The organism is Pseudomonas sp. GL-B-26 (assembly GCF_019947405.1).
GTDB lineage: Bacteria > Pseudomonadota > Gammaproteobacteria > Pseudomonadales > Pseudomonadaceae > Aquipseudomonas.
In genome coordinates, this window is record NZ_JAGYGJ010000083.1 from 1 (window position 1) to 11,476 (window position 11,476).

Genomic DNA, 11,476 nt, shown 5'->3' on the forward strand with positions numbered 1-11,476 from the left:
GTCTTCAGGCTGGGTAGTCTTGACGTTAGACCGAGGTGTTGCCATTCGCGAGCAAGCCCGCTCCCACATTGGATCTTCGTCGTGACACAAATCCAATGTGGGAGCGGGCTTGCTCGCGAAGGCCGCGCCGCGGTCTACCGTGTCAGCCAAAAATCTTCTTGAAAAACGCCTGCATGTCCGCCCAGGATTTTTCATCCGCCGCTTTGTTGTAGCCAATATCCGGCCCGGCATGATCGCCATGGCTCAACCGATCCGCATCAGGGTTGCTGAACCCATGCTTGGCGCCTTCAAGGCTGACGAACTTATAGTCAGCCCCAGCCTTGTCCATCTCAGCCTTGAACGCTGCCACGTTATCCGGCGTGATCATGCTGTCCATCGCCCCATGTTCAACAAGGATTTTCGCTTTCACACTACCCGGTGTGGCAGGCGTCTTGGTCGCCAGCGCACCGTGAAAACTCACCACGCCCGCCAGCGGCAAACCCTGACGTGCCGCATTCAGCACCACGCCACCGCCAAAGCAATAACCGATAGCGGCGATTTTGTCCGGATCGGTTTGCGGCTGTTTCTTCAGCAGATCGAGCCCGGCCTGAAAGCGCGCGCTCGCCGCGCCACTGTCTTTCAACGCTGCCTGCATGAAGGCCATGGCGTCCTTGGGATGCTCGGTGTTTTTGCCATCGCCATACATGTCGATGGCCAGCGCGCTGTAACCCAGGCCGGCGAGATCACGGGCGCGACGCTTGGTGTATTCGTTGAGCCCCCACCATTCGTGCACCACCACCACGCCAGGGCGTGCGCCTTTGATGGCGTCGTCATAGGCGAAGTAACCGATCATCTTGGTGCTGTCAGCACTTTGATAGGGGATTTCCTGAGTCTTGATAGCGGCTTGGCTGAGCCCGCTCAAGGCCAGTAATACGAAAGCGAGAAACATGCGCATGGTCGGATCTCCTGCAAAGGGTCATCAAAACAGCCGAGTCGATTTGATTCAGCTCAGGTTCAGAGTGCGTTCAGGGGGAGTTCAGGGCCGGGTGAGTAACCTTGCCCCGTACTCAAATAGCACATAGCGCATAAGGAACGCCCCTATGACTGGCTTCAAAAAACTGCTTCTGGCTTTCACTGTCCTGAGCGCGAGTACCGCGGCTTTCGCTTCCGACGACAATTTCGCCAGCCTTACTTTTGGACAGACCAGCGACAAGGTCAAAAAGTCCCACGCCCTGAACGACAACCTCAACAGCCCGAACGCCGACGGCGTGATCGGCAAGGACAACACCTGGGGTGTGCGTCTGGGCCAGCAAAACAGCCAGGGCCGCTACTACGCGACTTACGACAACGTGTCGGGCTCGCACAATGGCATTAAACTGCGTCAGGAAAACCTCCTGGGCAGCTACGATCTGTTCTACCCGGTGGGAGGCAGCACCAAGCTGTTCGGCGGCGCCACGGCCGGGTTGACCAAAATGACTCAGGATTCCCCAGGCTTCAGCCGCGACAGCGACATCGGTTACGCCATCGGCGGCCAATTGGGTGTGCTGCAACAGGTTTCGCAAAACACCTCGGTGGAACTGGGTTACCGTTACCTGCGCAGCAACGCCAGCACCGAGATGAGCGAACGCGGTGGCAGCAAACAGGGTTCGCTGGACCTGACCAGCAGCGCCCAGACCTACCTGTCGGCGAACTACGCTTTCTAAGAAGCGTTCCGTGAAAGGCCTGAGCCGGATCAACCCAAGCGGCTGATCCGGCGTCGCCATGTTAGCCATCGAGGTGCACGTGCCTCTGGAGATGATGATTTGCCTGGGAGAGCGTTATGAAACTGCTGGTCGTCGAAGATGAAGCGCTGTTGCGCCATCACCTGCAAACCCGCCTGACGGACAGCGGCCACGTGGTCGAGTCCGTGGCCAATGCCGAAGAGGCGCTGTACCAGACCGAGCAGTACAACCATGACCTGGCGGTGATCGACCTCGGCCTGCCGGGCATGGGCGGGCTCGACCTGATCCGCCAGCTGCGCTCGCGCGGCAAGACTTTCCCGATCCTGATCCTCACCGCGCGCGGCAATTGGCAGGACAAGGTCGAAGGCCTCGCCGCCGGCGCCGACGATTACGTGGTCAAGCCGTTCCAGTTCGAAGAACTCGATGCCAGGCTGAACGCGTTACTGCGCCGCTCCAGCGGTTTCACCCAGTCGACCATCGTCGCCGGGCCGTTGCTGCTGGACCTCAATCGCAAACAGGCGTCCCTCGATGAACAACCGCTGGCGCTGACCGCTTACGAGTATCGGATCCTCGAGTACCTGATGCGGCATCACCAGCAAGTGGTGGCCAAGGACCGCTTGATGGAACAGCTCTACCCGGACGACGACGAGCGCGATCCGAACGTGATCGAAGTGTTGGTCGGCCGTCTGCGCCGCAAACTCGAAGGCCCGGCCGGCTTCAAACCGATCGATACCGTGCGTGGCCTCGGCTACCTGTTCAATGAGCGCTGCACTTGATTCGTTCCCTTCGCGTCCGTTTGATGCTCGCCGCCACGATCCTGGCGGTGTTGTTCATGCTGGCGTTGCTGCCGGCGATGCAGGGCGCGTTCAGCCTGGCGTTGCAAGACTCGATCGAACAGCGCCTGGCGTCGGACGTCACCACGCTGATTTCCGCCGCCCGGGTGGAAAATAACACCCTGCAAATGCCGGCGCAGTTGCCCGACGAGCGCTTCAACCTGACCGACAGCCGTTTGCTCGGCTACATCTACGACCGCGAAGCTCACTTGGTGTGGCGCTCGAAAGCCACCCGCGAAGAGAAGATCAACTACAAACCGCGTTACGACGGACGCGGCAACGAGTTCGCCCGAATTCGCGAGGCCGATGGTCAGGAATTCTTCGTCTACGACGTCGAAGTCAAACTGCTCGGCGGCAAGAGCGCGGCGTTCAGCATCGTCGCGCTGCAACCGGTGCGTGAGTACGAAGCCACCCTCGAAGGCCTGCGGGAAAACCTCTACCTCGGATTCGGTGCCGCATTGCTGGTGTTGCTTGCGTTGCTGTGGATCGGTTTGACCTGGGGTTTGCAAGCATTGCGCCGACTCAGTCAGGAGCTGGACGAGATCGAAAGCGGCACCCGCGAAAGCCTAAGCGAACAACACCCGCGCGAACTGCTGCGCCTGACCGGCTCCCTCAACCGCTTGCTGCACAGCGAGCGCGAACAACGCAGCCGCTATCGCGATTCCCTCGACGACCTGGCCCACAGCCTGAAAACCCCGCTGACCGTGCTGCAAGGCGTCAGCGAGGACATGGCCCTGCGCCCGGCCGATCGCGATCAGGCCTGGGTGCTGCAAACCCAGATCGAACGCATGAGCCAGCAGATCAGCTATCAACTGCAACGCGCCAGCCTGCGCAAAAGCGGTCTGGTACGCCATCAGGTACGCCTGCGCCCGGTGCTGCAAAGCCTGTGCGACACCCTGGACAAGGTCTACCGCGACAAGCGCGTGCGGGTCGCCTTCGATCTGCCGGAGCAGTGTTACGTGCCGATCGAGCAGGGCGCGTTGCTGGAAATGATGGGCAACCTGCTGGAAAACGCCTATCGCCTGTGCCTCGGCGAAGTACGCATCAGCGTGCGTGAAAGCCTGAGCGGGATTGAGTTGTGTGTCGAGGATGATGGGCCGGGCGTGCCACCTGATCAGCGGGCGCGGATTCTGCAAAGGGGAGAGCGGCTGGATCGGCAGCATCCGGGGCAGGGGATTGGGTTGGCAGTGGTGAAGGACATCATTGAGAGCTACAGCGCGAAGTTGACGCTGGGGGATTCGCCGATGGGCGGGGCGGCGTTCCGGATTCATTTCCCGGTGGTTTGAGATCGGTGCGTGACCGAAAAGATCGCAGCCTCGTTTCACTCGACAGCTCCTACAGGGTTCGGCGTGCGCCTGTAGGAGCTGTCGAGTGAAACGAGGCTGCGATCTCTTGATCTTGAACGACGGTGTTTAAAACACATCTCCAAACACTCACTCAGGCTACACATCCTTGCGCCGCTGCCTACGACTACGCCAGAATCCGCCGGCTTGTGCGCCTTGGGTCTGGGGCCCTATCGTTTCCCTGTCGCTGACCATCAGCGATCGGGTTTAGCAGCTCGGGTCATCTCTAGACGTACAGCGTCCGCCGTTGATGTTATGGCGGCTTTGCGTGGGGCACTTCGGTGCGCCGGGTTCTAGAGTCCTGGTCTGCTAACCCGCGTACAGCCGCCACCCCTTTTTCGTTTAGCAGCGATGCGTAGCGGCTCCGTCACTCTAGGAGCTTCAAATGTTCAAGATCACCCCAAATCCCCCGGAAACCGACACGGTTTCCCCGCACGAAACCCCTGAGTCCAAAAAACTCAACGAAGCCACCGACCGCACCCTCGATCATTACCTCAACCCGGCCGTCCACATCAAAGCCACCCCACGCACACCCGGCACCATGTTCATCGTCAACCCGGAACTCGATACCGAAACCCTGTTGGCCCATGCGTGCGAGTCGCTGGCCTCGGCCAATGTCATGACCATGGACCTGGCGGATCATATGGAGGGGGCGAGTCGCAATTCGCTGTTGGGTATTGCGCAGATCATCATGCTGGGGGAGCTAGCGGTGAATCGGGCGCTGGATAACATCGATCCACAGGGCTAGCGGATTCAGCCCTCACCCTAACCCTCTCCCGGAGGGAGAGGGGACTGATCGGGGGATGTTCGGCCTATCCTGCGACCTGAAAGTCCTGCACCGAATCCATAATCGACGGGGTCTTTCAGGTCGCAGAATTTCTTAAAACAACTCGGTCAGTCCCCTCTACCTCTGGGAGAGGGTTAGGGTGAGGGCTGCTCCTGGGCGCGGTAAGCGCCCGGCGTCAACCCGGTCCATTTCTTGAACGCCCGGTGAAACGCCGAAGGCTCGGAAAACCCCAGCTGCTCGGCAATCTGTTGCAACGACAAATCCGCCCGCCCTAGGTGATAAATCGCAATGTCCCGCCGCAGCTGATCCTTCAATTCCTGAAAACTCGACCCTTCCTCCCGCAAATGCCGACGCAAGGTCTGCGGGCTGATGTGCAGGTGCGCGGCCACCTCTTCCAGGTCCGGCCAGCGTGAACTGTCGCGGCTGAGCAATCGGCGCAGCTGGCTGCTCAAACTGTCGCCGTCGTCCGGGCGCGACAACAGGTCGGCGGGGGAGTGTTCGAGGAAATGTTTGAGTGTCCGTTCGTCCTGCAACAGCGGCATGTTCAGGTAGCGACTGTGGAACAGCAGGCTGCTCTGGGTGGTGGAAAAGACCATGGGGCAGGGGAACAACAAATCGTATTCGGCGCCGTGCTCGGGTTTCGGGTAGCTGAATGTCGCCTGTTCCAGCCGAATGCGCTGGCCGATCAGCCAGCTGCCGAGTCGATGCCACACCATCAGCTGGCTCTCGGTGAGGAAGTGGTCCGGGTCGCGGAATTGCGAATCGTCGAGGCTCAGGCGAATCATGTCGTCTTCGCGGGTCAGGGTCAGACGCGGGCTGTCGGGGAATAAGCTATAAAATAATAAGCCGCGGTGGAGTGCTTTCTCCAGAGTGCGGCAGTGGATCACCGCATGGCACATCATCGCGAAGCTGCCGGTTTTGCTCGGAACCGGCCCGAAACCCAGGTATTCGTCGTCCAGTGCCAACCACAGTCCCTGGATCAAACGGGTGAACTGCTCGGGCGCGATGCGTGCACGTGGCTCCTCAAGCAACTCGGGGCTGATCCCCAGTTGTTGCAACAGTTCTGAATAGTCATAACCCAGCCGGCGTGCGCCACCAAGGGCGGCACGGGCGAAATGACTGGCGATGGTGCGTTCGCGCATAGAAGGCAAGTCCGTCCATTGAACGGCGGATGGTAGCCGTGGTGCCTGATGATGAACAAGGCGGATATCCGCCAATTTGTAGGACGAGGTTTGGTCGATGGGCGGAAATCCGCCACTTTGCGGTAACCGTTTGGTGACAAAGAAAAACCTGCAACCCTTGAGGTCAAAAGGCTTGCTGGCGATTTGACGAAGGTGGCACGGGCCTTGCGATACAACCCGCAGATGCCTGCCGTTGCGCAGCTCGACAAAACAAATCCCTCCAGTGCAGGAGGGTTCGCAATTGAAGTGTCTTTGGCAACAGATGGATGTTGTCACCGGGCACTCTTGAGGAACTTTGCAATGACGACTCGTCAGCCACTGTACAAATCCCTGTATTTCCAGGTGATCGTTGCTATTGCCATCGGCATCCTGCTCGGTCACTTCTACCCGCAGACCGGTGTGGCCCTCAAGCCGCTGGGTGACGGGTTCATCAAACTGATCAAAATGATCATCGCCCCGATCATCTTCTGCACCGTCGTCAGCGGTATCGCGGGCATGCAGGACATGAAGTCGGTCGGCAAGACCGGCGGTTACGCGCTGCTGTACTTCGAAATCGTTTCGACCATCGCTTTGCTGGTGGGTCTGGTGGTGGTCAACATCGTGCAGCCGGGTGCCGGCATGCACATCGACGTCACTACGCTGGATGCCTCCAAAGTCGCTGCTTATGTAGCGGCCGGTGCTGATCAAAGCGTCGTTGGCTTCCTGCTGAACGTGATCCCGTCGACCATCGTCGGCGCGTTCGCCACGGGCGACATCCTGCAAGTGCTGATGTTCTCGGTGATCTTCGGTTTCGCCCTGCATCGCCTGGGTGCCTACGGCAAGCCGATCCTGGACTTCATCGATCGCTTCGCCCACGTGATGTTCAACATCATCAACATGATCATGAAGCTCGCGCCACTGGGTGCCTTCGGTGCCATGGCGTTCACCATCGGTGCCTACGGTGTGGGTTCGCTGGTGCAACTGGGTCAGTTGATGGCCTGCTTCTACATCACTTGCCTGTTGTTCATCCTGGTCGTACTGGGCGGTATCGCTCGCGCTCACGGCTTCAGCGTGCTGAAAGTGATCCGCTACATCCGTGAAGAGCTGCTGATCGTGCTGGGTACTTCTTCTTCGGAATCGGTACTGCCACGCATGCTGATCAAAATGGAACGTCTGGGCGCGCAGAAATCCGTTGTGGGTCTGGTGATCCCGACCGGTTACTCGTTCAACCTCGACGGTACTGCGATCTACCTGACCATGGCGGCAGTGTTCATTGCTCAGGCAACCGACACCCACATGGACATCACTCACCAGATCACCTTGCTGGTGGTGTTGCTGCTGTCCTCGAAAGGCGCTGCGGGTGTGACCGGTAGTGGCTTCATCGTGTTGGCGGCCACCTTGTCCGCCGTTGGCCACTTGCCGGTTGCCGGCCTGGCGTTGATCCTCGGTATCGACCGCTTCATGTCCGAAGCCCGTGCCCTGACCAACCTGGTCGGTAACGCTGTTGCCACCCTGGTTGTCGCCAAGTGGGTCAAAGAGCTGGACGTTGACGTGATGCACGCGGAACTGGCTTCTGGCGGTCGCGGTATCTCCGACGAGCCTAAAGACGATGTTCTGGGCCACGTCGAAGGGGCAACCCCAACCAACGTCAAATAAGACGGCTGCACTGAAAAAACCCGCTTCGGCGGGTTTTTTCATGCCTGCGATTTGAGCGTAACGGTCAGCGCAACTGACGCATAAGGTGATTGCTGCAATGCCGTCGGCTGCCTAGTCTGGAGGCATCGTTTACGGAGAACGCCCATGCTCGGTCCACTGGCATCCCTCAAGGTTCTGGATTTCTCGACACTGCTGCCGGGGCCGTTCGCCTCGTTGTTGTTGGCAGACATGGGCGCCGAGGTGCTGCGCATCGAATCGCCAACGCGCATGGACCTGCTGCGGGTATTGCCGCCTCACGATCAGGGAGTTTCAGCCAGCCACGCCTACCTCAATCGCAACAAGCGCAGCCTGGCGCTGGACCTCAAGCAGCCCGAGGCGCTGGAGGTGATCAAGCAGTTGCTGCAGGACTACGACATCGTGCTGGAGCAGTTCCGCCCCGGTGTGATGGAGCGATTGGGCCTGGGTTATGAAGCCTTGAAGGCGATCAATCCGAAACTGATCTACGTGTCGATCACCGGTTACGGCCAGACCGGCCCCTACAAGGACCGCGCCGGCCACGACATCAATTACCTGGCGCTGGCGGGGCTGGCGAGCTACACCGGCCACGCCGACAGCGGACCGCTGCCGTTGGGCATGCAAGTGGCGGATATCGCCGGTGGCTCGTTGCACGGGGTGATCGGGCTGCTGGCGGCGGTCATCGCCCGGCAGCAAACCGGGCAGGGGCAGCATCTGGATGTGAGCATGACCGACTGCGTGTTCAGCCTGAACGCCATGGCCGGCGCCGGGTATCTGGCCTGTGGCGAGGAGCCGGGAAGGGAGAATCAGCTGCTCAACGGTGGCAGTTTCTACGACTATTACCGTTCCCGCGATGGGCGCTGGTTCTCGGTGGGCAGTCTGGAGCCCGCGTTCATGAAACAACTGTGTGCGGCGCTGGGGCGGCCGGAACTGGCGGCCAAGGGCCTGTCGCCCAAACCCGCCGAGCAACAGGCGCTGAAGAATGAGTTGAAAGCCGAGTTCGAGAGGCATGACTTTGCGCAACTGTGCGAGTTGTTTGCCGGGGTCGATGCGTGTGTCGAGCCTGTGCTGAGTTTGGGCGAGGCGGTGCAGCATCCGCAGTTGCAGGCGCGGACACTGGTGACCGAAGTGCCACGTGGTGACGGGACGACTCAGGCGCAGATGGCGTGTCCGTTGAAGTTTTCGCAAGGATTGCCCGAGCCGAGGCATATCGGTGCGGCCATAGGGCAGCATACGGATCAGGTGCTAAAGGAGTTGGGGTACAGCGCTGAGCGTATCGAGGAATTGCGCCGTGCCAAGGTGGTTGTGTAGGGGATGTCAGGGCCTCTTCGCGAGCAAGCCCGCTCCCACAGGGGATCTTCGGCGTGACATATATCCACTGTGGGAGCGGGCTTGCTCGCGAAGGGGCCAGTATCGGCGCCACAAATCTAACTACTCGACCCGCATTTCCCCACTGAACACCAACGTGCTCCGGCACCGCCGACACAAATACCGCCGCCCCTGTCTCACCAAACCATGGCGCTGGGCCGAAAACGGAAAGTCACTGTCCGCACACGGGCATTTGTAGATGTAGCGGGTCACGCTGCGGCGTTTGACGTCATAGGTGTGGCAGCGATTGGGCGGCAGTTCGTACACGCCGCGCATGATCAGTTGCCACTCTTCGCCATGCGGCTGGATGCGGTCGCCGAACAGTTGATGGGCGATCAGGTGTGCCACCTCGTGAGCCACGGTCTGCTTGAGGAAGTCTTCGGTGTTTTCCCGGTACAGCTGCGGATTGAAGCGCAGCAGGTTCTCGTGCAAATGCGCGACACCGGCTTTCTGCCCGCGCAGCTTGAGACTCACCACGGGGCGTTTGAAAGGTCGTTTGAAAAAGGATTCAGCTAGTTGGTAACAGTCTTCGACGCGGGTATTGAGTTGCTCGGGCATGCTTGATGGATCTCCAGAGACGTCGAGTATGCCGCAACCCTCGGGAGTTGCGAATCGCCGAGGCGCCGAATGGTCGTCACCGTTTTCTATCCTTGAGCATTAGAAGGCCGCCTTGCGGCGGCCTGTGTTGGCAGATCTTGTTTTTGGGTGATGTGTTGCTAATTCGTATAGACCGGCCCCACGCCGAGTCCCCAGACAATTACCGTGAACGCCATGATGGCGACCAGCACCACCAGGCCTACAGCAAGCACCGAACTCGAAAACAGGAATCCCTCGTCTGATGGAATGTTCATGAAAGTGGGTAGCCCCACATACAGCAGGTACACCGTGTAGCAGATGGCCGCGGTGCCGACGATCATCCCGAGCCACATGTGTGGGTACAGCGCCGCCAGACCGCCGATAAACAGCGGTGTCGCGGTATAGGTCGCAAACGCAACGCAGCGTGCCAGGCTTGGGTTGGCGTCATAGGTACGAGCCATCCAGTGGATGAACGCGCCCATTACCGCCACACCGCCGAGCATCGCCAGGTACGACATGACCGTCATCCATATCGCGCTTTCCACCGTCAGCATCACCGGTGCGCGACTGCCAATGACCCAGCCGACCTGAGTGGTGCCGATAAACGCGGATATCGCGGGGATCGCCGCCAGAATCAGGGTATGAGTGAGATACATGTGACTGATGCTTTCCTCCTGGTCGCCACGAATCTCTTTCCATTCTTGGTCAGGGTGGGTGAAGAGCCCCACTACGTGATGGATCATGCCAGTCACTCCTCTTGTTTTTACCGTCGCCCCCCAGTGGAGCGCCTACGGGCCAAAGTGGCCGAGTAAGGAAAGGTCTGGATATGTGTGCGACCTTATGTCGCAGTATAGAAAGGTCTTAACGGCGCAGGTTGCAGGGCTTTAGAGCAAATTGCGCTGTAAACACGCCTGTTAATCGCCGCTGGGTCTGTGCTTTTGTGAAAACTGTGGCGAGGGGGCTTGCCCCCGTTGGGCCACGAAGTGGCCCCGAACAGGCGACTAAGCTCTACAGGTAATCCGCAGCGTCTGTTTTACGACTGCTTCGCAGCCGAACGGGGGCAAGCCCCCTCGCCACAAGTGCAGTGTTTTTGCGTAAAATGCCGGCCTTTCGTCACACCTCACGGATTTCGCGTCATGGGCACTCTTACGGTCAACCAGAACAAACTGCAAAAGCGCCTTCGCCGCCAGGCCGGTGAGGCTGTTGCTGATTTCAACATGATTGAAGACGGCGACAAGGTCATGGTCTGCCTGTCCGGTGGCAAGGACAGCTACACCCTGCTCGATGTGCTGATGCACTTTCAGAAGGTCGCCCCGATCAAGTTCGAGATCGTGGCCGTGAACATGGACCAGAAGCAGCCGGGTTTTCCTGAGCACGTGCTGCCGGCCTACCTCAAAGCGCTGGGCATCGAGTATCACATCGTCGAGAAAGACACCTATTCGGTGGTCAAGGAGCTGATCCCGGAAGGCAAGACCACCTGTTCGCTGTGCTCGCGCCTGCGTCGCGGCACGCTCTACACCTTTGCCGACGAAATCGGCGCGACCAAAATGGCCCTCGGTCATCACCGCGACGACATCGTCGAGACCTTTTTCCTGAACATGTTCTTCAACGGTTCGCTCAAAGCCATGCCACCGAAGCTGCGCGCCGACGATGGCCGTAACGTGGTGATCCGCCCGCTGGCCTACTGCAACGAAAAAGACATTCAGGCCTACTCGGACTTCAAGCAATTCCCGATCATCCCGTGCAACCTCTGTGGTTCCCAGGAAAACCTGCAACGCCAGGTGGTCAAGGACATGCTTCAGGAGTGGGAACGCAAGACGCCAGGCCGCACCGAAAGCATTTTCCGCAGCTTGCAGAACGTGATCCCGTCGCAACTGGCGGACCGCAACCTGTTCGACTTCACCAATCTCAAGATCGACGAAACCGCAGCTTCGCGCTTCGTCAACGTAGTAAACCTCTGACACAAATTGTGTGGGAGCGGGCTTGCTCGCGAATGCGTAGTGTCAGTCGACATCAATGTTGAATGACACTACGCATT

At 59.4% G+C, this 11,476-nt stretch carries 11 protein-coding genes; 7 read left to right on the plus strand and 4 right to left on the minus strand.

Annotated elements, in window-relative coordinates:
* Positions 1–142 precede the first annotated feature (142 nt).
* Positions 143–934 carry a dienelactone hydrolase family protein gene (locus tag KGB23_RS29655; RefSeq protein ID WP_223433647.1) on the minus strand — a complete coding sequence of 264 codons (792 nt, stop codon included), beginning with the start codon at positions 932–934 and terminating at the stop codon, positions 143–145.
* 145 nt (positions 935–1,079) lie between these two features.
* Between KGB23_RS29655 and KGB23_RS29660 the strand changes: the two genes are divergently transcribed.
* The 4 genes from KGB23_RS29660 (at position 1,080) to KGB23_RS29675 (ending at position 4,624) form a co-directional block, all read left to right on the plus strand.
* Positions 1,080–1,682, plus strand: coding sequence for a porin family protein (locus KGB23_RS29660; RefSeq protein WP_149631649.1), 603 nt, complete (start codon positions 1,080–1,082; stop codon positions 1,680–1,682).
* Between the two features lie 116 nt (positions 1,683–1,798).
* The gene (locus KGB23_RS29665) at positions 1,799–2,476 is read left to right on the plus strand and encodes a response regulator (protein WP_046046505.1); all 678 of its coding nucleotides are present in this window, start codon (positions 1,799–1,801) and stop codon (positions 2,474–2,476) included.
* Complete coding sequence (locus tag KGB23_RS29670; RefSeq protein WP_223433648.1) at positions 2,473–3,819, plus strand: ATP-binding protein; 1,347 nt, start codon at positions 2,473–2,475, stop codon at positions 3,817–3,819. Before KGB23_RS29665 ends, KGB23_RS29670 begins: the two co-directional genes overlap by 4 nt.
* Positions 3,820–4,261: 442 nt before the next feature.
* Positions 4,262–4,624: a DUF6124 family protein gene (locus KGB23_RS29675; protein WP_223433649.1), complete on the plus strand. Its 363-nt coding sequence runs from the start codon at positions 4,262–4,264 to the stop codon at positions 4,622–4,624.
* Between the two features lie 173 nt (positions 4,625–4,797).
* Here KGB23_RS29675 and KGB23_RS29680 read toward each other — a convergent pair whose 3' ends face one another.
* Entirely contained in the window at positions 4,798–5,805 is a 1,008-nt protein-coding gene (locus KGB23_RS29680; protein ID WP_223433650.1) for an AraC family transcriptional regulator, read from the minus strand.
* A 339-nt stretch (positions 5,806–6,144) separates the two neighbouring features.
* Here KGB23_RS29680 and KGB23_RS29685 point away from each other — a divergent pair, with 339 nt between their 5' ends.
* Together KGB23_RS29685 and KGB23_RS29690 are read left to right on the plus strand one after the other, a co-directional pair.
* Positions 6,145–7,479, plus strand: coding sequence for a dicarboxylate/amino acid:cation symporter (locus tag KGB23_RS29685; protein ID WP_223433651.1), 1,335 nt, complete (start codon positions 6,145–6,147; stop codon positions 7,477–7,479).
* A gap of 144 nt (positions 7,480–7,623) precedes the next feature.
* On the plus strand, positions 7,624–8,805 hold the full coding sequence (locus KGB23_RS29690) for a CaiB/BaiF CoA transferase family protein (protein WP_223433652.1): 1,182 nt from the start codon (positions 7,624–7,626) through the stop codon (positions 8,803–8,805).
* 120 nt (positions 8,806–8,925) lie between these two features.
* On the opposite strand, the gene KGB23_RS29695 is transcribed toward KGB23_RS29690, so the two are convergent.
* Both KGB23_RS29695 and KGB23_RS29700 read right to left on the minus strand, forming a co-directional pair.
* Entirely contained in the window at positions 8,926–9,420 is a 495-nt protein-coding gene (locus tag KGB23_RS29695) for a SprT family zinc-dependent metalloprotease (RefSeq protein ID WP_033055255.1), read from the minus strand.
* A gap of 158 nt (positions 9,421–9,578) precedes the next feature.
* Positions 9,579–10,181 carry a Yip1 family protein gene (locus KGB23_RS29700; protein WP_095132452.1) on the minus strand — a complete coding sequence of 201 codons (603 nt, stop codon included), beginning with the start codon at positions 10,179–10,181 and terminating at the stop codon, positions 9,579–9,581.
* Between the two features lie 393 nt (positions 10,182–10,574).
* Here KGB23_RS29700 and ttcA point away from each other — a divergent pair, with 393 nt between their 5' ends.
* Complete coding sequence (ttcA, locus tag KGB23_RS29705) at positions 10,575–11,399, plus strand: tRNA 2-thiocytidine(32) synthetase TtcA (RefSeq protein WP_150657134.1); 825 nt, start codon at positions 10,575–10,577, stop codon at positions 11,397–11,399.
* Positions 11,400–11,476: the final 77 nt, after the last annotated feature.

Coding starts and splice junctions, on each gene's coding strand:
- KGB23_RS29680 (WP_223433650.1), bottom strand. CDS start 5,805: ATGCGCGAACGCACCATCGCCAGTCATTTCGCCCGTGCCGCCCTTGGT.
- KGB23_RS29675 (WP_223433649.1), top strand. CDS start 4,262: ATGTTCAAGATCACCCCAAATCCCCCGGAAACCGACACGGTTTCCCCG.
- KGB23_RS29700 (WP_095132452.1), bottom strand. CDS start 10,181: ATGATCCATCACGTAGTGGGGCTCTTCACCCACCCTGACCAAGAATGG.
- KGB23_RS29665 (WP_046046505.1), top strand. CDS start 1,799: ATGAAACTGCTGGTCGTCGAAGATGAAGCGCTGTTGCGCCATCACCTG.
- KGB23_RS29655 (WP_223433647.1), bottom strand. CDS start 934: ATGCGCATGTTTCTCGCTTTCGTATTACTGGCCTTGAGCGGGCTCAGC.
- KGB23_RS29685 (WP_223433651.1), top strand. CDS start 6,145: ATGACGACTCGTCAGCCACTGTACAAATCCCTGTATTTCCAGGTGATC.
- KGB23_RS29695 (WP_033055255.1), bottom strand. CDS start 9,420: ATGCCCGAGCAACTCAATACCCGCGTCGAAGACTGTTACCAACTAGCT.
- KGB23_RS29660 (WP_149631649.1), top strand. CDS start 1,080: ATGACTGGCTTCAAAAAACTGCTTCTGGCTTTCACTGTCCTGAGCGCG.
- KGB23_RS29690 (WP_223433652.1), top strand. CDS start 7,624: ATGCTCGGTCCACTGGCATCCCTCAAGGTTCTGGATTTCTCGACACTG.
- ttcA (WP_150657134.1), top strand. CDS start 10,575: ATGGGCACTCTTACGGTCAACCAGAACAAACTGCAAAAGCGCCTTCGC.